Below are 22,213 nucleotides of genomic sequence, written 5' to 3' on the forward strand. Positions count from 1 at the left end.
GATGCTACGTCGGCAGACCCGTCGGCCGGGGTGCGGGCATCAGCGCGTCGCCGTCATCTTCCTGTCGCGCGCGGGCGCGGCGGCCGAGCACGAGCAGGACGGTCAGGCCGCCGCCCGCGCCCGCGAGGGCCACCAGGGCGAGGCCTCCGTACAGAGTCACGGCCCGCCGGTCGCGCCGGACCACGACGATCGGGCCCTGCGCTCCCGCGCCCGAGCGGACCGCGTGCGACGGGTCCTGCACGCCGTGCCCCGAGGCGACGGCCCGGTGGCGGGACAGGGTCGCCGCGACCTCCAGCGCCCGGTACGCGTTGACCACCCCGAACCCGGTCCCGGTGTTGTACGGATCCCTGCGGGCGGGCGACGAGGTGAGCGCCTGCGCGACCAGCGCCGGCGACATCCGGGGATAACGGGACTTGATCAGCGCGGCCACGCCGGAGACGAGCGCGGTCGCCTGGGATGTCCCCCGGCCCACCCAGTATTCGTCGTGCGGCCCCGCCCCGAGCACGTCCACGCCGGGGGCGGCGACGAGCACCGAGGAGTTGCGGTTGGAGAACGACGCCCGGCGCAGGGCGGGGGTCACCGCCGCCACCGAGATCACGCCGGGGATGGACGCCGGGTAGGAGTACGGCGCGGTGCGCTTGCCCGCGCCGTCGTTGCCGGCGGCGGCCACCAGGACCACGCCCTTGGAGATGGCGTACCCGATCGCTTCGCGCTCGGCCTTCGTCGGGGCGTCCTTCGAGAGGGACAGGTTGATCACCTTGGCGCCGCGGTCGACGGCGTACCTGATCCCCCGGGCGACCACGTTCTCGAAGCGGGCGTCGGAGTTGAACGTGCCGAACCCCGGCTCCTCGTCCTCCAGGATCACCCGCACCGACAGCACCCTGGCCTGCGGCGCGACGCCGACGATGCCGTCACCCGCCCCGGGTCCGTGCCCGTGACCGGCGATGAGCGAGGCCATGTAGGTGCCGTGCAGCCGCACCGGCTCGACGCCCGCGGGGTTCGCGCCCGCCGTGAAGTCCTTGCCGGTGACGACCGAGCCGACCAGATCGCGGTGGGCGGGGTCGACCCCGGAGTCCAGGACGGCCACGGTGACGCCCTTGCCTTTGGTGAGCCGCCAGGCGTCGTCGACGTCCAGCGTCCGCAGCACGTCGTGCTGGCTCAGCCGCACGTCGTCGGCCCGGCTCACACCCGGCGCGAGCGCGGCCCACGCCGCCAGCGCGGCCGCGGCGGCCCGGGTCGCGGCCCGCCTGGTGGCCCGCCTCAGCACCGCCACTCCGCGCCTGAGCAGACCGGGGCCGCCTGGGCGGTCAGCACGTCGGCGACGTCCTGGGTCAGGTCTCCCACGAAGGAGAACATGGTGGGCCGCTGCCGTTCCAGCGCCCGGGCCGGACGCCCGTCCACCTGGCCGGCCGTGGCGATCACGAGGTACGGCCCGGCCTGCCGCACGGTGGCCGCCTGCCGGCCGGCCTGGGCGAACCGGTCGGTCACCGTGCCGGGGAAGGGCAGCGCCCGCAGGCCGGGGGACGGCCTGCCGTCGTCGGGGAAGGCGGCCCGCGCCGAGCCGGCCGCCCGGACGTCGGGGAAGGCGGCGACGCCGAGTGTCACCTCGATCCCCTGCAGGGCGTCGATGTAGGTGGCCCGCAGGACCGCGCGGCACCCGGACCGCTGTAACGACGCGGCGAGCGTGGCGTCCACCGCCGTACGGCAGTCCACCCGGGTGGAGATGCCCACCCTGCGCGCCCGCTCACGGGCGCCCTGCTCACTCGTGTAGGCGAGGGTGGCGGGGAAGATCCTGCCCGCCTGCCACCGCTGCCACCGCCCGGCCACCTCGGTGAGGGAGGCCTGGCGCAGCTCCTCGGGGCTCGGGCCGCGGATGAGCTCGGCCACCGCGGCGCTGCCGGCGACCCCCGCGACGATCGCGAAGATCAGGGTCAGTGCGGCGGCCACGGCCACGACCGGCCAGGTCCGCATCTCCCCCACCGTGCCTCCGCTCATTCGCGTCGCTGGCTCCCTCAGCGACCTTAACGCGACCTAGCGCCCCTCTTCCTCCCAAATCACCACGGAAAGTACTTGACGCTGGGGAAAGCGGACGTGCCCGCTACGTGAACACGCCGCAGGAGATCGTCTCCGCGGCCGGCCTGACCGTCCTGCCGCAGGCCACCGCCGAGCGGTCCTGACATGTTCCCCCGCCGGAACGCGACGGGCACACGACGGACAGCACGGAAAGCACGACGGCCGCCGTCCCCCGAGGGGAGCGGCGGCCGTGACGTGTGGAATCAGTACGTGGGCAGGCTGGGGTCGACCGTCTTGATCCAGCTCAGCACACCGCCGCCGACGTGGACGGCGTCGGAGAAGCCGGCGTTCTTGAGGACCGCGAGGACCTCGGCGGAACGGGCGCCCGACTTGCAGTGCAGCACGATCTTCTGGTCCTGGGGCAGGCGCTCCAGGGCCGAACCGTTCAGGAACTCGCCCTTGGGGATGAGCACCGCGCCGGGGATGTTGACGATCTCGTACTCGTTCGGCTCGCGGACGTCGATCACGTAGACGTTGTCGCCGCGCTCCTGCATGTCCCTGAGCTCGGCCGCGGTGATCGTGCTGCCCACGGCGGCCTGCTGGGCCTCGTCCGAGATCGTGCCGCAGAACGCCTCGTAGTCGATCAGCTCGGTGATCGACGGGTTCTTGCCGCACAGCGGGCACTCCGGGTCCTTGCGGACCTTGACGTCGCGGTACTTCATCTCCAGCGCGTCATAGATCATGAGCCGGCCGACCAGGGGGTCGCCGGTGCCGGTGAGGACCTTGATGGCCTCGGTCACCTGGATCGAGCCGATGGACGCGCAGAGCACGCCGAGGACGCCGCCCTCGGCGCAGCTCGGGACCATGCCCGGCGGCGGCGGCTCGGGGTAGAGGCAGCGGTAGCAGGGGCCGTGCTCGGCCCAGAACACGCTGGCCTGCCCGTCGAACCGGTAGATGGAGCCCCAGACGTACGGCTTGCCGAGGAGGACGGCGGCGTCGTTGACCATGTAACGGGTCGCGAAGTTGTCCGTGCCGTCCACGATCAGGTCGTAGCCGGAGAAGATGTCCATCACGTTGTCGGTCGTGAGAGCGACGTTGTGGATGATGACGTTGACCAGCGGGTTGATCTCCCGCACGGACGCCGCCGCCGACTCCGCCTTGAGGCGGCCGACGTCCGACTGCCCGTGGATGATCTGCCGCTGCAGGTTGGACTCGTCGACCACGTCGAAGTCGACGATGCCGAGGGTCCCGACCCCGGCCGCGGCGAGGTACATCAGCGCCGGAGAGCCGAGGCCACCCGCGCCCACGACCAGTACCTTCGCGTTCTTGAGGCGCTTCTGCCCCGCCATTCCGACATCGGGGATGATGAGGTGACGCGAGTAACGCCGCACCTCGTCGACGGTCAGCTCAGCTGCCGGCTCTACCAGCGGTGGCAACGACACAGTTCCACTCCCGTTTTCGCGCCAATGGTCGCGCTCCGGCTCCATGGGCCCATCACAGCTCTACTCACAACTTAACCGGGGCCGTCGCGCATTCCCCAATCATGCTGATCGTCGCATCGAGGCTCGGGTCCGGGCAAAGAGTCCCCTCGCCTCGGCCGCCACAATCTCCGGATACTCCATCTGGGCGACGTGCCCGGCGTACGGAAGAGTGACGAGGCGCACATCGGGAAACACCTGGCCGGCGCGCCGCGCCATGCGGGCGTGCACCAGCCGGTCGCGCAGCCCGTAGATCACCAGGGTGGGGGCGGTGACGCGGGCCGCCTGGCGCCACAGGTTGTCCGGCCCGGTGCGGAAGTACTCCCGGACGATCGCGCGAGCGCACTCGATGGTCGCCGCCGCCGAGTAGGACAGCCCGTCGCGGCGGCGCACCTCCTCCACCGCCTCCTGGAGCCGCTGGGGATGGACCCGGCCGGAGTCGGCGTAGCACCAGCTGAGCGTCGCGCGGACCCGCCGCTCCGGCGGCACTGAGCCGAGCCACCTCATGGCGAGCTCCCCGAGACGGGGCGTCGCGGACATCACGACCCTGGCCGGGCCGTACCTCGGCAGGAGATCCGGCAGGGCCGGCGAGACGAGTGTCAGCGACGAGACGAGATCGGGCCGGGTCGCCGCGAGGCGCACGGAGACGGCTCCGCCCATCGAGTTGCCGAACAGGTGGACCGGCCCTCCGATGCGCTCCACGAGCCGGGCCACTGTGGCCGCGTGCCCGTCGACCGAGTAGACGCCGTCGTGCGGCGCCGGCGAGTAGCCGGCCCCCGGCAGGTCGACCGCCACACCTCGCACGTCGCCGGCCAGCTCGCCCATGAGGTCGGTCCAGTTCGTCGCGGAACCGGCCAGCCCGTGTACGAACACCGCGGTCTCGGCGGGCCCCTCCGGCGTCGTACGCACGTGGATCGAGGCGTCCCCGACGTCGACGAGACGGCCAGGCCAGCATGGAATCGGCTCGACACCCACGCTTCCTCCTCTGTTCGCCTTCCGTTTCGACGATAACCGCGTCCGGCACGGCCCGCCGCCGCCCGGCGGCCCGGAGCCCCGTACCCGCGGCTCGTGCGGCGATACCTCCCCGCCCATCACTCGGGCGCCCCATGGGGAGCTCCGGAAAGCGGCCGCCGCCCAGCCCGACAGAACGGCCAAATCAGACCGATTCGGACATTTCAAATGCGACAAGAATGACATTTGCGAGCAAAGCGATCGGTAGCGGTCCAACGTCGTCAATAAAGCGATAAGCGGATGGCAAAAGCCGCTGATCGCTGTTTGTCGCTCGGGCAGCGAGGAAATCAAGACAATGCAGGGATGATCCGTAAGGGTCATCAGAAAGGGCATTTTCCAACTGATTTGGAAAGTGCCGGAGTGTCGGGGCAGAAATCCTTAGGGGGAAATGAAATGCCCAAGCTGAACAACCTGATCGGGGTGCTCGCGATCGGCGCCGCGCTGACCGGTGGTGCCGTCGCTCTGGGCGGCGCCGCGACTGTGACCTCCGCGAACGCCGCGACCGTGATGGGTGGCTACGTCGGTGGCCCCAGCTACGTGAGCCGTGGCTGCTGCCCGCGTTACAAGAAGTCCGGCACCAAGAACAAGAACAAGAACAAGCAGTGGCAGCACGAGCGCCAGCACCAGAACCAGCACCAGTTCCTGCTGCGCGACTTCACGCTGGTCCTGACGCCGTTCCAGAAGACCGAGACCGACTCGCGGGCCCTGCCGTACAACTGGCAGGCCTCGGACACGAAGGCTCAGCCCTGGAACCGGCAGAACTCGCAGACGGACACCAAGTCCGACCCGAACACCAACCAGGACACCGACATCCACCCCAAGGTGGTCATCGTCAGCCCGTCGCCGTCGCCGTCGCCGTCCACCCCGTGACCCACTGACCCCTGACCTCGGCCCCGGCGGCACGCCGGGACACCGATCGGGGGACATCGGGTGACGCCTGAACGGGTGCCCGCGCCCGCCGCGACCGTGGTCTTTCCGGTTGACGGTGAACGGCGGCGGAACCGCGTGCGCCCCACGGTCGGGATCACGCGGGACGGCGAAGTCGTCCCGCGTGGTCCCCTCCGAATTTCCGCGCTCAGGTCGCGCGGCGCGAGCCCGGGAACGGGTGAGCCCTGCAGCGGCCCAGTCAATGTGTCCGGGGCCGCCAGGGCGACCCCGCAAGACCGCGCCCTCATCGCCGGGCCGTCCCGCGGGTGACGCCTTGGCGTCTCCGGGCGAGCATTCTCAAGGAGAGCAGAAGCATGTCCACGATCAAGAACCTGGCCGGCATGCTCGCGGTCAGCGCCGCGCTGACGGGCGGCGCCGTCGCCCTCGGCAGCGCCGTCGGCGGCACCGCGAGCGCCGCCACCGTCATGGGTGGCTACGTCGGCGGCGGCCGTCCGGTCGTCCGTCACTACGTCCGGAGCTGCTGCCCGAGCGTGAGCCGCAAGCGCACGGTCAACAAGAACAAGAACAAGCAGCACCAGCACACGCGTCAGCAGCAGAACCAGAACCAGTTCCTCATGCGGGACTTCACGCTGGTGCTCACGCCGTTCCAGAAGTCCGAGAACTCGGCCGCCGCCGTGCCGTGGAACCACCAGTCGCAGCAGGCCGAGGCGCGTCCCTACAACAACCAGTGGGAGCGCGTCGACACCAAGTCCGACCCGAACAGCAACCAGGACACCGACATCCACCCGACCGTGACCACCACCACGATCGTCACCGTCAGCCCGTCGCCCAGCACGGCAGCCGCTGGTACGCCGTGATCTCGCCTTCTTGGCGCCCTTCACACGCGGGGGCGTAAGCCCTCGTCAGGGAGGACGACCGCAGCCGTGAGGCTGCCCCGGCCTTCGGGCCATGATGCCGGTCCTGCATGGCGGAACCGTGCCGTCCCACACCGGGACGTCACCTGAACAGTTCGTCAACCGGCGGCTCATCTGTGGTGCCGTCGCGTCGCGCGCAGCGCGACGCGGAGGCCCCGGACGACACCGCTGCCATATATATGCACTAATTCGCCGCCCAACGCCGTGCGGCGATCAGCCGAGGGCTCCGGAGCACCGAACCGGGGCCCTCGGCTACCCGCGTTTCTCCTGTCCCCATTTCCCCGCCCCCTGTTGAACACGCCGCTGTTCGAATCCCTCCCTGTCGACGCCGTCAGGGTTCGAGCGCGCCCCGGCACGCCCCGGTTTTCGCCGTGCCTCCCGATGCGGCGCAGCCCATTTCGCCGCGGTCCTGTTTCACCGGCCCATGCACCGGCCATGCGTCGTCACGGGCTCCCACGCACGGCGGCCGTAGTCCCCGGGCGCACCTGCGCCGCCCTGTCACCGGGTCGTCGCCACGCCCGCGCAGCGCCCTCGCCATTCCAGTCGCAGCGCCCTCTCGCAGCGCCCTCGCAGCACATCTGCCGGCCCACGCCATTCGGCGCCCACACCCTCGTGACCGGCGCGGATCCGGCGATCCGGACGCGGGTCCCGCGTGCCCGTACGGCGGCGCCTCGGGGCGACGTTCAGCGCCCGGAGGAGGTGGTCCACCTATGAGCCAGAACCGCCCCATTTTGCCCTTTTCGCCCCTCAGTGAGCTGACTCTTACGCGGGCGGGATATGGCGCGGGCCCTAAACGACGGCACGGCGATTCGGACATTTCACCGCAAAGCCGTCATTAATAGTCTAAGGCTGACCATAAAGAGATAACAAGAGATCAAAAGCCCGAGATCCTCGTTTGTAAGCAGACGCGCCCGGAAATCTAGACAGCGCAGGAAGATGGCTCAATTGAGAGCCATAACGACATTTCCCAGCGAGTACGGGAAATGTCGTGGAATTCGGGGCAGAAACTTGGGGGGAAACTCGATGCCCATGTTCACGAAGGTCATCGCCGGGCTCGCTCTTGGTGCCGCGGTCGCGGGTGGCGCTCTCGCCGCCGGCGTCACGGCCGCCAACGCTTCGGCGATCCCCGCCAGCGACTGGCGCGACGGGCACGACCGCCACGACAAGAACCGGCCGGTCGAGCACGACGACTCCAACTGGTGGAACAACAACAGGGACTGGCAGCGCGACAACAACGGCTGGTGGGGTCAGAACTTCTGGAAGTTCGACAAGACCGACCACTCGGCCTTCGGCATCGCCGCCAAGGATGTCGCCGTCGGCTTCCAGGACAAGACCGACAAGGATGACTGGTACAACAACCAGAACTGGTGGAACCGCAACGACAACCAGAACCTCAAGGACGACAACTGGTGGAACAAGGACGAGCGTAACCACCACTAATCATCGGTAAGGGTTCCCTGGCCCGTCGGCCGTCAGCGTAGTACCTCTCTCACGACATTCTTCTGGAATGTCAGCGAATCAATGGCAACACAAACCTTTCAGAGAAAGGCAGTGCCCATGTTCAAGAAGGTCTTCGCCGGTCTCGCTCTCAGCACCGCTATCGTCGGTGGCGTCATGACTCTCGGCGCCACGTCCGCCAGCGCCAGCACCATCCCGTCCAGCAACTGCGGTAGCCCGAACTGGAACAACAACAACTGCTGGAACAACTGCAACAACGACTGCTGGAACAACAACAACTGCTGGAACAGCAACAACTGCTGGAACTCCTGCCGTGACGACAGCTCCTCGTTCGCGATCGCGACCAAGGACGTCTGCATCGGATTCCAGGACAAGACCTGCAGGAACGACTGCTTCAACAACAACTGCTGGTGGAACAACAACGACTGCTACAACAACTGCGACAACAACTGGTGCAACAACAACAACTGGTGCAACTGAGCAAAACGGCCTTGACGGCCTTCCTGAATGAACCGTGAGAACGACGCAGAACAGCCGGAGGACAGGAGGGACCGAGTTTCCCAAGTGACCCGGAGCCGCCGGAGAGGCGACCCCGGGAGGCGGGGAGACCCGAGACCTCGGCAGTCCGCCGACTGAGACGGACATTCCAGGTACAGGGCATATAGGCAGAGGCTCCGGTGGGATCCGCTCCCACCGGAGCCTCGTCCATGTGGCCCCCTTCTCCGGCCGGCCCCGGACCCGCCCCCTCGACCTGGCTTCCGGGCCTCCCTCGCTCGCCCCCCTCTCGCCGTTCCGTCCGCGTCTCCCCGGCCTCTCTCGCCCTCAGCGCTCCTCCCCCGGCCCCGCCTCGCCCTCAGCCCACCTCGTCTCCCCCGGTCTCCGCTGCGGCGAGCCCGCCTCGCTGCCTTTCTCGCCCTCTCGCCCTCTCGACGCCTCACCGCCCTCTCGGCGCCCCACCGCCCTCCTACGCCCGCGGGCGGCGCCGCGAAAGCGCGCGCTGGGAAGCGGATGACCATCGGAAGAAGGATGGATGGGAACGCCATGGCCGGTTCAGGATTCGAGTGACTCATCAAATCGGACATATCAGGACGAACACCCCATCGCCCGTCTGTGATCAGCCAGGAAGAGACAGCGACCCACAAAACCGCGAACCGGCGCCGTTTGCCGCTCCGTCAACCCGGCAATTAAGACATCGCGGGAGAGACAGCCCATTATGGGCCATCTAGCGTCATTTCCGCCCTTATCTGGAAATGTCGCTGTAGGGCAATCGATCCTTTCAAGGAGGACACGCAATGCCCACTTTCCGGAACGTCATCGCGGGCCTGGCCATCAGCACGGCTCTCACTGGCGGGGTCGTCTGCCTCAGCGCCGCGACCGGCGCGAGCGCCGCGAACGCCGCGAGCATGTGTTCGAGCTGTGGCCACGGTGACGGCTGGCGCCGCTGCAACCGTGCCTACAAGCGCTACTACGAGCGCAAGTATCGCCGCACCGTTCAGGCCGCCCTCGTCGGCGTCCGCAACCGCTGCTCCAGCGGCGACACCATCGTCGACATCGACTTCGACGACTGATCCGCGCGTCGCCATGACCTTCGCGCCCCGGGCTGAGCGGTAGGGAGAAGCCACCTCTCGGCCCGCAGGCGGAGACGGATGCGGGGTGCGAAGAGACGACGGCTCCGGCGGACACGATCCGCCGGAGCCGCTACGCGTCTCATGCCGCCTTCGCCGTTACGCGCCGGCCCATGACCGACACTGCGACCGACACTGCGACCGGCACCGCGACCGGCACCGCGACCGGCACCGCGACCGGCACCGCGACCGGCCGCCCCGGGGCGGGGATCACGCCGAGCGTCGCGTCTTCCGCTTCCTCGCGGCCTTGTCCTCTTCCGTGTCCTTCTCCGTGCCGGCCTCCGACGCGGCCTCGGCCTTCGCCGCCGGCTTGACCGCGGACTTGGCTCCCGGCCTGGTTCCCGGCTTGGCCGTGGTCTTCCCTGGGGACTTCGCCCCGGCGGCGGCGCCCTCGCGCTCCCGCTTCGCGGCCTCGACGCTGGCGCGCAGCGCCGCCATGAGGTCGACGGCCGGGCCCCGCTCTGCGGGCGCCTCCGCGGCCACGACCTCCTTGCCGGCCACTTTGGCCTCGATGACCTCCTGCAACGCCTCGCGATAGGCGTCCTTGTACTCCCCCGGGTCGAAGTCGGCGACCATCGTCTCGATCAGCGACTCGGCCATCTTCAGTTCCTGCGGCCGGACCTCCACGTCCTCTTCCAGGAACGGGAACTCGGCCTCGCGCACCTCGTCCGGCCAGAGCATGGTCTCCAGCACGAAGACGCCGTCACGCACCCGCAACGTGGCCAGCGACTCCCGCTGCCGCAGCGCCACCTTCACGATGGCCACCTGGCCCGACCGTTCCAGCGCATCCCGCAGCAGCACGTACGGCTTGGTGCCCTGAGCGTCCGGCTCCAGGTAGTACGACTTGGCGAAGTAGATGGGGTCGATCTGCTCGACGGGGGTGAACTGCAGCACGTCGATGCGGCGAGACGTGGTCAGGGGGAGATCGGCGAAGTCGTCGTCGGTCAGCACGACCATCTCGCCGGTCGCGAGCTCGTATCCCTTGGCGATGTCGGAGTAGGGCACCTCTTCGCCGTCGACCGTGCAGACCCGCCGGTACTTGATCCGTCCGCCGTCCGCCCGGTGCACCTGGTGGAACGAGACGTCCTTCTGCTCGGTGGCCGAATACAGCTTCACCGGGATGGTGACCAGACCGAACGAGATCGCGCCTTTCCAGATGCTGCGCATAACCACATTCTCGTCTCTGTGTTCGAATACCACTATAGGGTGATTCAAAGGAGTTACTTCATGGGCAGGTACCCACTATGGCCGTGCCGTACCCGGTGGAACCGATGCTCGCGGTCCCCGGAGAGCTGCCCGGGGACGGCGACGCGTACGCCCTTGAGGTGAAGTGGGACGGCATCCGGGCGATCGCGTACGCCGGGCGCGACGCGCGGGTGACCGGACGGCACGGCGCGGACTTCACCTCCCGCTACCCGGAGGTCCGCGACGTCCTCGCGCCCCTGGCCGGCCGGGGGGCGGTGCTCGACGGCGAGGTGGTCGCTTTCGACCCGCTGGGGCGGCCCAGTTTCGCCCGCCTCCAGCGCCGCATGCACGTCACCGACCCGGCGGGAGCGCGCCTGCTCGGCCATGTGCCCGTCACCTACGTGCCGTTCGATCTCCTCCACCTGGACGGCCACTCCCTTTACGACCTGCCCTACCGTGAGCGGCGGGACCTGCTCGGCTCGCTCGGCCTCGACGTTCCGCCGTACTTCCCCTGTGAGCCCGAGGTGGTGGAGGCGACCCGGCGGCAGGGGCTCGAAGGTGTGGTCGCCAAGCGGCTCGACTCGCCGTACCGGCCCGGACGCCGCGTCGGCTGGTGGGTGAAGGTCAAGAATCTGCGCACGGCCGACGTGGTGATCGGCGGCTGGAAGCCGGGCAGAGGCCGCCGCGCGGGCGGCGTCGGGTCGCTGCTGCTGGGCGTGTACGGCGAGCGGCCGTACGGTGGATTCGAGTTCGTGGGGCACGTGGGCACCGGGTTCACCGACGCGATGCTCGACGACACATACCGGCTGCTCGCGCCCCTCCGCATCGGGCGGAGCGCCTTCTCGAGCGACCTGCCCGGGGGGATCGCCAAGGACGCGGTGTGGGTGCGGCCCGAGGTGGTAGGTGAGGTGGCCTACACGATGTGGACGCGGGACGGACGGCTGCGTAACCCCGTCTGGCGCGGAGTGCGGGCGGACCGCGTCCCCGCGGAGGTACGGCGGGAGGAACCGAGATGACCGCGAAGGTGCGGGTGAGGGTCGGCGACAGGCAACTGGCGCTGACCAACCTCGACAAGGCCCTTTACCCGGACGCCTCATTCACCAAGGCCGAGGTCATCGACTATTACACGCGGATCGCCCCGCTGCTGCTCCCCCACCTGCGGGGCCGCCCGCTGACCGTGAAGCGCTACCCCGACGGCGTGACGGGCCATTTCTTCTTCGAGAAGAACGTGCCGGCCCACACGCCCGACTGGGTCCGCACCGTGACCCTGCCCGCCCCGGGCAGCACGAAGGACCGCGAGGAGATCGAGTTCGCCGTCGTCGACGACCTGCCGACTCTCGTCTACTACGCCAACCTCGCGGCCCTGGAGATCCACGTGCCGATGTGGCGGGTGGACGACGAGGGCAAACCGCTCCCGCCCGACACGCTGGTCTTCGACCTCGACCCCGGCGCCCCCGCGACGATCGTCGACTGCTGCCGGGTGGCGCTGCCGCTGCGGGAGGCGCTCAGCGAGGACGGCCTGCGCAGCTACCCCAAGACCAGCGGAAACAAGGGTCTGCAGGTCTACGTGCCGTGGGATCGGGGCGAGGGCACCTCCGACTACGCCAGGCGGCTGGCCGGGCGCCTGGCGGCGGAGCACCCGTACGTGACCAGCGTGATGGCGAAAAGCGCCCGCACCGGGAAGGTCTTCGTCGACTGGAGCCAGAACAACCCCGCCAAGACGACCGTGGCGCCCTACTCGCTGCGGGCCAACCCGACGCCCACCGTGTCGACGCCGCTGCTGTGGGCAGAGGTCGAGAGCTGCGCCGCACCCGGGCAGCTCGTGTTCACCGCCCCGGACGCGCTGGCCCGCGCCGAGGAGCACGGAGACCTGTTCGGGCCGGTCAGCGCATAGTGGCGAATGCGGCGCCGGTCGTAGTGTGGACCTGTCGCAGCAGACCTTCGAACGGGAGGATGGACATGTCCGAGATGGACCCGCTCGACGACGTGGCCGGGGAGATCTCGATCGAGGCTCCGGAGGCGGACGCGGTCGAGCAGCATCAGCAGGTCGAGGTCCCGGAGGACAACCACTGGCCCGAGCACGTCCCGTTGGAGGCCGACCCCGCCGACGTCGCCGAGCAGGAGCGCACGGTCGGCGGCGACGACGAGGATTATCGCTGACCTGGTTTGCCCGACACGTAGGATGACACCCCGAGGGGCGGGCGAGCCCCCCGATGCGCATCCTCACAAGGAGACTGCCGTGACCGCTACCCCGGATGCCAAGCCCCGGGGCACCCGGCTGCCCCGGATGGCCCGCCGCCGCCAACTCCTGAGTGCCGCGCAGGAAGTATTCGTGGAGAACGGCTACCACGCGGCCGCGATGGACGACATCGCCGAGCGGGCCGGGGTCAGCAAGCCGGTGCTCTACCAGCATTTCCCGGGCAAGCTGGAGCTCTATCTGGCCCTGCTCGACCTGCACGTGGACGACATGGTGAGCCGGTGCCGGCAGGCCCTCGCCTCCACGACCGACAACAAGCAGCGGGTCCAGGCGGCGATCGGCGCGTTCTTCGACTTCGTCTCCAGCCAGGGCGAGGCGTTCCGGCTGGTCTTCGAGTCCGACCTGCGCAATGCGGCGCCCGTACGGGAGCGCATGGAGAGGTCTCTGCGGGAGAGCGCCGAGGCGATCAGCCAGGTGATCCAGGAGGACACCGGGTGCTCCAGCGACGAGGCGCACCTGCTCGGCGTCGGCCTGGTGGGCATGGCGGAGGTCAGCGCCCGCTACTGGCTGAGCAGCCAGGGCTCCATCCCCAAGGAGGCGGCGACCCAGCTCATGGCGCGCCTGGCGTGGCGCGGGATCAGCGGTTTCCCCCGTACCGGCTGAGGGGCCCTGTTCGCTCGACGCGATCGCAGGGCGCACCCGGCGGCCGGGGCGACGACGATGGGGATGAGAGCCCACGCGAAAGGAAACCCCGATGGAGATCAAGATCGGTGTGCAGTCGGTGCACCGCGAGCTCGTGGTGGAGACCGACCTCACCGCCGAGCAGATCGAGGAGGAGCTCCGCAAGGCGCTCGCCTCGGACAAGGGCGTCTTCTCGCTCACGGACACCAAGGGCCGCCGGGTCGTCGTTCCCGTCGCGTCGCTCGGGTTCGTCGAGATCGGCGAGGACGAGCTGCGGCCGGTCGGTTTCGGCGGCACGCTCTGAGCCGCCGCCCGCGCATGACGGCGCGCGGCGGCGCGCGGCAGGGTCGCGTCACACGCCGCCGCGTCTGACGCGCACGGGCCCGCACGGGTCTACGCGGCGTCGGCCCACGTCTCGTAGACCCGGCCGCCGGCTCCGCGCTCGACGGTCACTGCTCGACGGTCACTTCAGGGTGAGGGGCGAGTTCAGCGGCGTCCATAGCCGCATCCGCGCGGGCGGCGTCTCCGATCGGGGCCGTGGGGCTCATCCGGTCTGTGACTCGTGGTCGGACAGCCCGCGCTCCCCCTCCGTAGTACGGCGCGCGAAGTCCAGCGATTCGGCCCACATCTCGTCAAGGAACTGCCGTAGCGGCGCGAGGCCCTCATATCTCGCACGGTACATCCGTTTGGTGCCCTCACGCCGCTCGACGAGCAGACCGGCTTCCTTGAGCACCTGCAAATGCTGCGACACCGCGGGCCTGGTCACCTCGAAATGCTCCGCGATCCGGCCCGCGGGCAGCTCCTGGTTGGCGACGAGCCGCAGGATCGCGCGCCGGCGGGGCTCGGCGATCGCCCGCAGCGCCTCGTCCATCGGCTCGTTCACGTGTCGCTCCATGCGGGTCGGCGAATTCGGCGAGGGTTCCGGCGCCCGGCACGTCGTACGGCTCGACGAGGCGCCACGAAGTCAGCCACCCCTTCAGTAAGTATCAACTAACGCTATGACCCTGGCGTCAGGCCGAGCGCCACCATCCTCCTGCCGTGCTCCTCGGTCAGGCGGGCGAACAGGCGTCCCACCTCGGCCAGGTCGCCGATCCCGCCGTCCGCGGCGCCGATCGCGCCCGTGCCGTCCGCTCCGTCCGCGTTGTCCGTCGCGACCAGCAGGGCGGCGAGCTCCGGACGGACGGCGGCGAGCCGCTGCCCCTGGCTCAGCGCCTCGCCCACCATCCGGCGGGCCCACAGTGCCAACCGGCCCGACAGCCGCGGATCGGCCTCCAGGGCGGCCCGCACCCGCTCCACGACGAACTCCGACCGGCTCTCGTCGGCGAGCACCTCGTCGACCAGGCTCCTGATGGACGGATCGGCGTGCCGGGCGGCCTCCCGGTAGAAGTCGCCGGCGATGCCGACACCGACGTACGCCTTGACCAGGGCCTCGTACCAGTCGCCCGGCCTGGTCTGCGCGTGCCAGGCGTCGATGGAGTCCACGAACGGCGCCATCGCCTCCTCCGGGTCGACCCCGAGCCCGGACAGCCGGTCGCGCAGCACGCGGAAGTGGCCGTACTCGGCGGCCGCGACGTCTCCCAGCTCCGCCCGGTCGTTCAGGGTGGGGGCCAGCAGGGCGGCGTCCTCGGCCAGGCGGAGGAAGGCGGCGAGCTCCGCGTAGGCCAGCACGCCGAGCAGGTCCACGATGCCGGAGGAGGGACCGGGAGCGGAATCGTTCATGGGAGCAGCGTAAGGCCCCGGCGTCCGCCTCTCCGGCCCCCACTCGCGACAGGGGATGGACGGTGGGTGAGGCGCGGTTTTTTGGGGAGAAGGCACAGAAATCGGTTCCCGGTTGTGGTATCGAGTAGACTGCTTCGTGGAAGTGCGACCGCACCATGCCGATCCGGGGCGTCGCCTCGGACCCCAGTCACTGGACGACGGCGGTCGCTGATCACGACGAGGGCGCGACTGTCCGCGAGGGCCCGGACCGGGTTGAATCTGCCGGCCGGATGTCCCGGAAGGCCCCGCCTTCGCACAGATTTAGGCAGGCCACGCTGACAACGACGTTCCGAGACCTGGGTGTCATCCCGGAGATCGCAGATGCCCTCGAGACCGAGGGCATCACCTCACCGTTCCCAATTCAGGAGATGGCGCTCCCGCTGGCACTGTCCGGGCAGGACGTCATCGGCCAGGCGAGGACCGGCACGGGCAAGACGTACGCCTTCGGCGTCGCCATGCTCCAGCTCGTCGGCAAACCGAGGAAGAACCGCAAGAAGCCACGCGGCCTCGTCCTGGTACCCACCCGCGAGCTCGCCCTCCAGGTGACCGAGGACCTGGTCCTCGCCGGAGGCAAGCTCGGCTCCCGCATCCTCACCGTCTACGGCGGCCGGGCGTACGAGCCCCAGATCGAGGCGCTCAAGAACGGCGTCGACGTGATCGTCGGCACCCCCGGGCGGCTCCTCGACCTGGTCAAGCAGAAGCACCTCGACCTGGCCCAGATCAGCATGCTCGTCCTCGACGAGGCCGACCGCATGCTCGACCTCGGTTTCCTCCCGGACATCGAGCGGATCATCAAGCTGGTCCCGGAGCAGCGGCAGACCATGCTGTTCTCCGCGACCATGCCGGGCGAGATCGTCTCGCTCTCGCGCCGCTACCTCACCCGGCCCATCCATGTCCGCGCCGAGAACACCACGGCAGAGGCCGAGGCCACGACGCTGACGACCCAGTTCGTCTACCGCACCCACCGCATGGACAAGATCGAGATCCTGGCGAGGGTGCTGCAGAGCCGCGACAGCGGGCTCACGATGGTCTTCTGCGAGACCAAGCGGGCCTGCGACATGGTGGCCGAGCAGCTGCGCGACAAGGGCTTCGCGGTGGCGGCGGTCCACGGCGACCTCGGCCAGGGGCAGCGCGAGCAGGCCCTGCGCGCGTTCCGCAACGGCAAGATCAACGTGCTCGTCGCCACCGACGTCGCCGCCCGCGGCATCGACATCGACGACGTCACCCATGTGGTCAACTACGACTGCCCGCAGGACGACAAGACCTACGTGCACCGGATCGGCCGTACCGGCCGTGCGGGCCGCACCGGCGTCGCGGTGACCTTCGTCGAGTGGACCGAGCTGACCCGCTGGAAGGTCATCAACAACGCGTTGAGCCTCGACTTCCCCGACCCGGGGGAGACCTACTCCAGCTCGCCTCACCTCTACACCGACCTCGACATCCCCGAGGGGACGAAGGGCGTGCTCCCACGGGCCCAGCGGTCCCGGGCCGGCCTGGAGGCCGAGGAGATCGAAGACCTGGGCGAGACCGGCCGGAGCCGTTCCCGCGGCAGGTCCGAGCGGGGCGGCCGGGCCGACCGAAGCGACCGGGAGGAGCGCAGGGAGCGTCCGGCGCGGACCCGGGAGCGCAGGCGCACCCGGGGCGGGCGGGCCGCGGAGGAGGCCGCGGAGTCTTCCACGGCACCTTCCACCGCACCTTCCGTACCCGCCGCCGACGAGGCCACGGCGCCTCCCGCAGCACCTCCCACGGCGCCCCTCGCAGCGACGTCCGCTGCGGAGGTCGCGGCGGAGGTCGCGCCGACGTCCGCTGTGGAGGCCGACGCGTTGGCGTCCCCCGTCTCCGGCGTGGCCGCCGGCGCGGTTCCCGCCGACGAGGCGGCTCCCGCTCCCGAGGCGGCCCCGCGCCGGCGCGGGCGCAGAGGGGCGGCCGGCCCGGCCCTCAGCGAGGCCCTGGCCGACGCCTCCCTCGTACAGCAGCCCGCGGCGCGGGCGACCGCACCGAAGGCGGCGGTGTCCAGGCCACGGGTCGACGACGACCACGCCGACGACTACGCGCCGTTCTCCGGAGCGGGCGCCGACGTCGCGGCGCCGGAGACCCGCCCGGTCGAGCCGGAGCCCCGGCCCGAGCCGGAGCGGATCATCCCGGCGAGCCCGTTCGCCATCGTGTTCAGGTCACCCGATCTCGCCACGGACGACGACGACCTCGCGCCGTCGGCCGCGAGCGAGCGCGCCCAGCAGCGGCGACGGCCGGCCCGGCCGAGACCGCGCCGCTCGGGGTGAGCGGCGGGATACCGCCCCACCTGCGATGATCTCGACAGCGACGGCGGGGGAGCGTCCGGAGGTTCAGCCGGCGCTTCCCCGCCGTCGTGCGTTCTCCGCCCCGTCGGCCCCGGGCGCCCGCACGCCGAACGGGTATGACCTGGACAGAAGGGAGGAGAACGATGAGCATCGGAAACCCTCGTCAAGCCTTCGGTGGTGTCCCCGCACTCCCCGCTCGGTATCGTGATGCCACGTGAGCGAACGAGCCTGCGTACGCACAAGCCGGTCCGGGACGGGAGGGTCGTCCGGCCCACCGCCCCCGGACACCCCGATCGACGTGGAGGAGGCCTCGTGAGCACGCCGCGGTTCCTTACGCTCCCCCCCGGTGTCAGCGAACAGCAGATCGAGACGCCGATCGGCTCGTTCGCCGCATTGGAGGCCCTGCCGGTGAGCGGGGTCGCCGAGCGTTGGCCCGCTCTCCTGGTGCCCGGTCTCACGGGTAGCAAGGAGGACTTCATCGCGGTCCTGCAGACGCTCGCCCAGGCGGGCCGCAAGGTCGTCGCCGTCGACCTGCGCGGGCAGTACGAGACCCCCGGTCCTGACGATCCGGACGCGTACACCTGCCAGGCCCTGGGGTGGGACGTGGCGGCGCTCGTGTCGGAGATCGGCGCCGGAGAGCCGGTCCACCTGCTCGGCCACTCCTTCGGCGGCCTCGTCGTCCGGGAGACGGTGCTCCACGGCACGGTGAAGCCCGCCTCGCTCACCCTGATGAGTTCGGGCCCCGCCGGCATCATCGGACCCCGTGAACGCGCGGGGCGCGTCCTGCTGGCCGAGCTGCCCGAGTTCGGCCTCGACTACCTGTGGTCCAACCGAATGGAGCCGGAGGCGCTGCGCGCGGGGGTGCCCGACGACATCGTCGCCTTCCTGCGCAAGCGGCTGCTCGCCAACCACCCGACCGGGCTGATGACCATGGCCAGGGAGGTGCTCGACGCCGGCGACCGGGTGCCGGAGCTGATCGGCTGCGGCCTCGACCTCATGGTCCTGTACGGCGAGCACGACGACGGCTGGCCGCCCGCCCTGCAGGCGGAGATGGCCGACCGGCTCGACGCGGAGTGCGTCGTGGTGCCGGGGGCCGTCCACTCTCCCGCCGTCGAGGCGCCCGAGACGACCGCGTCCGCGCTCACCAGGTTCTGGAACGTCGCCGAGAGCCGCATCCTGCAGCACGGCTGATCGCCGTTCCACCCTCTCGTCGGCCGTCCCACGAGCCCCATGCGATGATTTATGTACTATGCCGGGTAGCCAGGGCCTGACCGCACAGCCTCCGGAATCCGCCACATGGCTGGTCCACACCGACCGGACGATGTGGGTCGCGGGCGTCCGGGGGCTGATGTTGCAGGCCCTGCACCCCCTGGCGATGCGGGGCGTCTGGCAGAACTCAAACTTCCAGGAGGACCCGTTCGGCCGGCTGCGCCGTACCGCCGACTTCGTGAGCCGGGTCACCTACGGCAGCCCCGAGGAGGCCGACGAGATCGGCAGGCGGGTCCGCTCGATCCACCGCGCTCTGCGCGTCCACGATCCCGAGACCGGCAGGACCCACCGGGTCGACGAGCCCGAGCTGTTGCTGTGGGTCCACTGCGCCGAGGTCGTGTCATACCTGGAGGTCGTGCGCCGCGCGGGTGTCGCCATCGGCGACCGGGAGGCGGACCGGTACCTGTCCGAGCAGCGCCGCAGCGCGACGTACGTGGGTCTGCACGAGGAGGACGTGCCCGGCTCGGTGCGCGAGATGGAGGCGTACTTCGACGGGATGCGGCCCCGGCTCAAGGTCATCCCCGAGTCGGCGGCGGCCGTGCGTTTCCTGCTCTGGCCCCGGATGCCCGCCGCCGTACGTTATCTGGCGCCGGCCAAGCCGGCGTACTTCCCCTTCGGCGCGCTCTGCTACTACACGCTGCCCGACTGGGCCCGCCGCATGTACGGCGTGCTGCCGGAGGTGCCGCAGGCCACCGTGACCGCGGCGCTGCGCGCCTTCCGCCTGACGGTCAACTCGATCCCCGACGCCCTGCACCAGCGGGTGCTCGACTCGGGGACGCGGGCCATGATGCGCGGATCGAGAGATCGGCTCGCCGCCGCGGGCTACGACGTCCGGCGGGGCTTCCGCGGCCTGCTGGATCCGCGTCGCCGTCCCGGCGCGATACCGGCCTGACCCGTCTCCGGGCCGGCGGCCTGGCCGTCGCTCTCCGGTCTCCGCGGCGCCGGTTACGCGGACACGTCCGTGCTACCCGCGGTGGAGGCCGCTCCGGTCTGGTTCTGGTCGCCGGCCGTCGCCAGGCCGTCCCAGGGAAGGCGGTCCGCGGACGCGGCCCTGCCCTCCGGGCAGTGGCGCCGGAAGTCGCACCAGGAGCAGATCGGGCCCGGGCTGGGCGGGAAACGCGCCTCGACGTCGGCCGGGATCGCGGCCGCGACGGCGCCCTCGGACGGCGCGGTATTCGCTGAACCGCCGCGGGACGAGCCCCGGGACCGGCCGGTGCCGCCGCCCGAGGACGCCCAGGCGCGGTACGCCTCGTCGGCGTCCGACGCCTCCAGGGCGATCTCCTCGGCCCTGCGCAGGTGACGGCCGAGCGACTCGTCGCCGTGCTCCCACTCCGCGACGGACCCGGTCGGCAGATGGTGCAGCTCGACCCGGTGGCAGCGGCGGCGCATCATGCGGGAGGCGGCGATCGCGTAGATCGCCAGGGCCAGGGACGACCGGACGTCGTCCTCGGTCAACGGCCTGCGGCCGGTCTTGTAGTCGACCACCACCAGCTCGTCGCCGCGCCGGTCGAGCCGGTCGATCCGGCCCGATACGGCGATCACCGACGTGCGCGTGGCCACCGTGCGCTCCACGCCCACCGGCTCGTCGGCGGGGTCGAGCGTCTCGGCGTAGCCGGACACCATCTCACGCGCCCGGTCACGCCATAACGCCGACTGCTCCTCGTCGCGGAACCCCTCGCGGATCCAGCCGTTCGTCAGCAGGATCGCGGCCATCCGCGGCGTGCGCCGCTCGTACGGCTCCCGCCACCACGCGGCCAGCGCGTTGTGGACGGAGGCTCCCACGCTGTTGTGCGCCCACGGCGGCCCCTTCTGGGGAGCCGGCCGGTCGAGATAGGAGAAGCGGTACCGTCGCCGGCAGTCGAGCCAGGTGTTCAGGCGGGACGGTGTGCAGGAGTAGAGCCGCCTCGGCATGCCCTCAAGACCGAGCTGCTCCACGTCTCCCCCATTCCGTCGCCGCTGCCCTCCGACGCCCGACCCCGGCCGCTACTCGTCGAGGTTGAGCTTGATCCCGCTGGCGCCGGTGCCGTCGACCAGGGGCGGCGCCTCGGTCTCGGCCGTACCGGTGAGGGAACCCGCGAGCCACTGGTCGAACTGCGGCTCCAGGTCGCCGATGGTGCCCTCCTCGCCGTGCGCGGGCAGGACGCGGGTCTCGTGCGGGAGCGTGAAGAGCCGCTCGCCGATCGAGGTCAGCTGGTCGGCCAGCGCCGGATACTCCCCGCCGATCTTGCCGGGGCCGTCCATCAGCAGCGTCTTGCCGGTGAAGACGACGGCCAGCTCCTCGCAGTACAGCGACACGCCGCCGGGGGTGATCCCGGGAGTGGCCAGGACCTCGAGCTCGACGTCGCCGACGGAGAACAGCCCCTCGTCCTCCATGTCGATGTCGGGCCAGGTCTCCTCCCAGGTCTGCCGCCACAGGCGCTTGTCCTTGACGTGGACCGCGATGACCGCCTCGTCCCTGGCCGCGACCTCGATGGCGGCGCCGACGTGGTCGGGCAGTCCGTGGGTGCAGATCACCGCGAGCACCTCGCGGTCGCCCACCTGCTCCAGGATCTTCTCCGCGTCGCGCGCGGGGTCGATGACGATCACCTCGTCGTCGTCGCCCAGGATCCAGGTGTTGTTCTCGACCTTGTGCTCGACGCCCTCGATGTCCACGGGACCCGAGGTAACCACTCGTTCGATACGCGCTGTCACGGCTCAGAACCTTACTATCCTTCGCGGAACCGGCCCGCCGGATGCGTGCCGAACCCTTATCCCTCTCCGCCGAGACGCGGCGAAAACGCGCCGAACGGCAGGATCATCGCCTGGTCCTGGTCGCGCAGGTCGCGCAGCGACAGGTTGGACAGGGCGATGAAACATCCCGCCTCGGCGGGCCAGGCGATGGTCCAGATCCAGTTGCCGAGGGCTTCGCCGACGTACACCGCCCGGTCGGCCGGCACCCGTCCGGCGCACCACAGCGCCGTCGGATGGCCCCTGATGTCGATCTTCGCGTGCGGGGGCCCGGCGTCGAATCCGGCGCCGGGGTCGGGCCCCGGCAGCCCGGCGAACCCCGCGCCGAGCCCGACTCCGGGCTCCTCGGCGATCAGCAGCAGGTCGGCGGGGCCGTGCGTGACGGACGGCCCGCTGAGCGCGACCACGCTCGCCCTTACGCCGGTGCGTTCGTCGCCCGCCTCGGCGAAGCCCGTCACCAGCCAGCCGGTCGGCAGCGGCCAGGGGATCCACACGGGCACCCGGGCGGCCTGCCGGACGATGTCGGCGGCGGCCTCGGACGGGCGGCGCGGAGACTGGAGGGGCAGGACGTCTCCGTGAGCGTCGCATCGCCAGGAGCTCGTCCAGACGTTCGGTTCGTGCAGCGGCCCGAAGCACCGCGGACATGTCGGCGCGGTTCTCACAAATATTCACGGTGCGTCGGCGACGTGCCGACGTCAAGGGTATTCCCGTT

General features: G+C 70.4%; 23 protein-coding genes. 13 read left to right on the top strand and 10 right to left on the bottom strand.

What is annotated here, in order from left to right:
* Positions 1-4: 4 nt before the first annotated feature.
* From JOL79_RS27930 to JOL79_RS27945, 4 genes are all read right to left on the bottom strand, one after another.
* On the bottom strand, positions 5-1,267 hold the full coding sequence (locus JOL79_RS27930) for a S8 family peptidase (protein WP_307848775.1): 1,263 nt from the start codon (positions 1,265-1,267) through the stop codon (positions 5-7).
* Complete coding sequence (locus JOL79_RS27935) at positions 1,261-1,995, bottom strand: hypothetical protein (RefSeq protein WP_230985651.1); 735 nt, start codon at positions 1,993-1,995, stop codon at positions 1,261-1,263. The genes JOL79_RS27930 and JOL79_RS27935 overlap by 7 nt, the downstream gene beginning before the upstream one ends.
* 281 nt (positions 1,996-2,276) lie before the next feature.
* Complete coding sequence (moeZ, locus tag JOL79_RS27940; protein WP_210158881.1) at positions 2,277-3,455, bottom strand: adenylyltransferase/sulfurtransferase MoeZ; 1,179 nt, start codon at positions 3,453-3,455, stop codon at positions 2,277-2,279.
* Positions 3,456-3,554: 99 nt separating this feature from the next.
* A complete protein-coding gene (locus tag JOL79_RS27945) occupies positions 3,555-4,466 on the bottom strand; it encodes an alpha/beta fold hydrolase (protein ID WP_210158882.1) in 912 nt (303 codons plus the stop codon).
* Between the two features lie 429 nt (positions 4,467-4,895).
* Here JOL79_RS27945 and JOL79_RS27950 point away from each other — a divergent pair, with 429 nt between their 5' ends.
* From JOL79_RS27950 to JOL79_RS27970, 5 genes are all read left to right on the top strand, one after another.
* Entirely contained in the window at positions 4,896-5,372 is a 477-nt protein-coding gene (locus JOL79_RS27950; RefSeq protein ID WP_210158883.1) for a hypothetical protein, read from the top strand.
* A gap of 371 nt (positions 5,373-5,743) precedes the next feature.
* Positions 5,744-6,247 (top strand): hypothetical protein, encoded by a 504-nt coding sequence (locus tag JOL79_RS27955; protein WP_210158884.1) that lies wholly within the window; start codon positions 5,744-5,746, stop codon positions 6,245-6,247.
* A gap of 1,080 nt (positions 6,248-7,327) precedes the next feature.
* A complete protein-coding gene (locus tag JOL79_RS27960; protein WP_210158885.1) occupies positions 7,328-7,744 on the top strand; it encodes a hypothetical protein in 417 nt (138 codons plus the stop codon).
* Positions 7,745-7,861: 117 nt separating this feature from the next.
* The gene (locus JOL79_RS27965) at positions 7,862-8,242 is read left to right on the top strand and encodes a hypothetical protein (RefSeq protein ID WP_210158886.1); all 381 of its coding nucleotides are present in this window, start codon (positions 7,862-7,864) and stop codon (positions 8,240-8,242) included.
* Positions 8,243-9,054: 812 nt separating this feature from the next.
* On the top strand, positions 9,055-9,330 hold the full coding sequence (locus tag JOL79_RS27970; RefSeq protein WP_210158887.1) for a hypothetical protein: 276 nt from the start codon (positions 9,055-9,057) through the stop codon (positions 9,328-9,330).
* 267 nt (positions 9,331-9,597) lie between these two features.
* On the opposite strand, the gene ku is transcribed toward JOL79_RS27970, so the two are convergent.
* Positions 9,598-10,554 carry a non-homologous end joining protein Ku gene (ku, locus tag JOL79_RS27975; RefSeq protein ID WP_210158888.1) on the bottom strand — a complete coding sequence of 319 codons (957 nt, stop codon included), beginning with the start codon at positions 10,552-10,554 and terminating at the stop codon, positions 9,598-9,600.
* A 77-nt stretch (positions 10,555-10,631) separates the two neighbouring features.
* On the opposite strand from ku, the gene ligD (JOL79_RS27980) reads away from it, so the two are divergent.
* The 5 genes from ligD (JOL79_RS27980) (at position 10,632) to JOL79_RS28000 (ending at position 13,754) form a co-directional block, all read left to right on the top strand.
* Positions 10,632-11,588, top strand: a complete 957-nt coding sequence (ligD, locus tag JOL79_RS27980) for a non-homologous end-joining DNA ligase (protein WP_210158889.1) — start codon at positions 10,632-10,634, stop codon at positions 11,586-11,588.
* Positions 11,585-12,466, top strand: coding sequence for a non-homologous end-joining DNA ligase (gene ligD / locus JOL79_RS27985; RefSeq protein WP_210158890.1), 882 nt, complete (start codon positions 11,585-11,587; stop codon positions 12,464-12,466). Before ligD (JOL79_RS27980) ends, ligD (JOL79_RS27985) begins: the two co-directional genes overlap by 4 nt.
* A gap of 65 nt (positions 12,467-12,531) precedes the next feature.
* Positions 12,532-12,732 carry an Rv3202a family protein gene (locus tag JOL79_RS27990; protein ID WP_210158891.1) on the top strand — a complete coding sequence of 67 codons (201 nt, stop codon included), beginning with the start codon at positions 12,532-12,534 and terminating at the stop codon, positions 12,730-12,732.
* A gap of 79 nt (positions 12,733-12,811) precedes the next feature.
* Entirely contained in the window at positions 12,812-13,432 is a 621-nt protein-coding gene (locus JOL79_RS27995; protein ID WP_210158892.1) for a TetR/AcrR family transcriptional regulator, read from the top strand.
* Positions 13,433-13,523: 91 nt separating this feature from the next.
* Positions 13,524-13,754: a DUF3107 domain-containing protein gene (locus JOL79_RS28000; RefSeq protein ID WP_210158893.1), complete on the top strand. Its 231-nt coding sequence runs from the start codon at positions 13,524-13,526 to the stop codon at positions 13,752-13,754.
* A gap of 240 nt (positions 13,755-13,994) precedes the next feature.
* Here JOL79_RS28000 and JOL79_RS28005 read toward each other — a convergent pair whose 3' ends face one another.
* Both JOL79_RS28005 and JOL79_RS28010 read right to left on the bottom strand, forming a co-directional pair.
* Positions 13,995-14,333, bottom strand: coding sequence for an ArsR/SmtB family transcription factor (locus JOL79_RS28005; RefSeq protein WP_210158894.1), 339 nt, complete (start codon positions 14,331-14,333; stop codon positions 13,995-13,997).
* A gap of 113 nt (positions 14,334-14,446) precedes the next feature.
* Positions 14,447-15,169: a ferritin-like fold-containing protein gene (locus JOL79_RS28010; protein WP_210158895.1), complete on the bottom strand. Its 723-nt coding sequence runs from the start codon at positions 15,167-15,169 to the stop codon at positions 14,447-14,449.
* 407 nt (positions 15,170-15,576) lie between these two features.
* Here JOL79_RS28010 and JOL79_RS28015 point away from each other — a divergent pair, with 407 nt between their 5' ends.
* The 3 genes from JOL79_RS28015 to JOL79_RS28025 all read left to right on the top strand — a co-directional run bounded on the left by JOL79_RS28015 (position 15,577) and on the right by JOL79_RS28025 (position 19,666).
* Positions 15,577-17,487, top strand: a complete 1,911-nt coding sequence (locus JOL79_RS28015; protein WP_230985615.1) for a DEAD/DEAH box helicase — start codon at positions 15,577-15,579, stop codon at positions 17,485-17,487.
* A 330-nt stretch (positions 17,488-17,817) separates the two neighbouring features.
* Positions 17,818-18,696 carry an alpha/beta fold hydrolase gene (locus JOL79_RS28020; RefSeq protein ID WP_210158897.1) on the top strand — a complete coding sequence of 293 codons (879 nt, stop codon included), beginning with the start codon at positions 17,818-17,820 and terminating at the stop codon, positions 18,694-18,696.
* A 58-nt stretch (positions 18,697-18,754) separates the two neighbouring features.
* On the top strand, positions 18,755-19,666 hold the full coding sequence (locus JOL79_RS28025) for an oxygenase MpaB family protein (protein WP_210158898.1): 912 nt from the start codon (positions 18,755-18,757) through the stop codon (positions 19,664-19,666).
* A gap of 53 nt (positions 19,667-19,719) precedes the next feature.
* On the opposite strand, the gene JOL79_RS28030 is transcribed toward JOL79_RS28025, so the two are convergent.
* Genes JOL79_RS28030 through JOL79_RS28040 form a run of 3 tightly spaced genes read right to left on the bottom strand, consistent with a single transcriptional unit; the run spans position 19,720 to position 22,163 of the window.
* Entirely contained in the window at positions 19,720-20,709 is a 990-nt protein-coding gene (locus JOL79_RS28030; protein ID WP_307848776.1) for a RecB family exonuclease, read from the bottom strand.
* Between the two features lie 48 nt (positions 20,710-20,757).
* Positions 20,758-21,465 (bottom strand): MBL fold metallo-hydrolase, encoded by a 708-nt coding sequence (locus JOL79_RS28035; protein WP_210158899.1) that lies wholly within the window; start codon positions 21,463-21,465, stop codon positions 20,758-20,760.
* Between the two features lie 56 nt (positions 21,466-21,521).
* On the bottom strand, positions 21,522-22,163 hold the full coding sequence (locus JOL79_RS28040; protein ID WP_210158900.1) for a DUF6758 family protein: 642 nt from the start codon (positions 22,161-22,163) through the stop codon (positions 21,522-21,524).
* Positions 22,164-22,213 lie beyond the last annotated feature (50 nt).

Source organism: Microbispora oryzae (assembly GCF_017896165.1).
Taxonomy (GTDB): Bacteria; Actinomycetota; Actinomycetes; order Streptosporangiales; family Streptosporangiaceae; genus Microbispora; species Microbispora oryzae.

Coding starts and splice junctions, on each gene's coding strand:
- JOL79_RS27935 (WP_230985651.1), bottom strand. CDS start 1,995: ATGAGCGGAGGCACGGTGGGGGAGATGCGGACCTGGCCGGTCGTGGCC.
- JOL79_RS27950 (WP_210158883.1), top strand. CDS start 4,896: ATGCCCAAGCTGAACAACCTGATCGGGGTGCTCGCGATCGGCGCCGCG.
- JOL79_RS27955 (WP_210158884.1), top strand. CDS start 5,744: ATGTCCACGATCAAGAACCTGGCCGGCATGCTCGCGGTCAGCGCCGCG.
- JOL79_RS27960 (WP_210158885.1), top strand. CDS start 7,328: ATGCCCATGTTCACGAAGGTCATCGCCGGGCTCGCTCTTGGTGCCGCG.
- JOL79_RS27965 (WP_210158886.1), top strand. CDS start 7,862: ATGTTCAAGAAGGTCTTCGCCGGTCTCGCTCTCAGCACCGCTATCGTC.
- JOL79_RS27970 (WP_210158887.1), top strand. CDS start 9,055: ATGCCCACTTTCCGGAACGTCATCGCGGGCCTGGCCATCAGCACGGCT.
- ku (WP_210158888.1), bottom strand. CDS start 10,554: ATGCGCAGCATCTGGAAAGGCGCGATCTCGTTCGGTCTGGTCACCATC.
- ligD (WP_210158889.1), top strand. CDS start 10,632: ATGGCCGTGCCGTACCCGGTGGAACCGATGCTCGCGGTCCCCGGAGAG.
- ligD (WP_210158890.1), top strand. CDS start 11,585: ATGACCGCGAAGGTGCGGGTGAGGGTCGGCGACAGGCAACTGGCGCTG.
- JOL79_RS27990 (WP_210158891.1), top strand. CDS start 12,532: ATGTCCGAGATGGACCCGCTCGACGACGTGGCCGGGGAGATCTCGATC.
- JOL79_RS28000 (WP_210158893.1), top strand. CDS start 13,524: ATGGAGATCAAGATCGGTGTGCAGTCGGTGCACCGCGAGCTCGTGGTG.
- JOL79_RS28010 (WP_210158895.1), bottom strand. CDS start 15,169: ATGAACGATTCCGCTCCCGGTCCCTCCTCCGGCATCGTGGACCTGCTC.
- JOL79_RS28015 (WP_230985615.1), top strand. CDS start 15,577: ATGGCGCTCCCGCTGGCACTGTCCGGGCAGGACGTCATCGGCCAGGCG.
- JOL79_RS28025 (WP_210158898.1), top strand. CDS start 18,755: ATGCCGGGTAGCCAGGGCCTGACCGCACAGCCTCCGGAATCCGCCACA.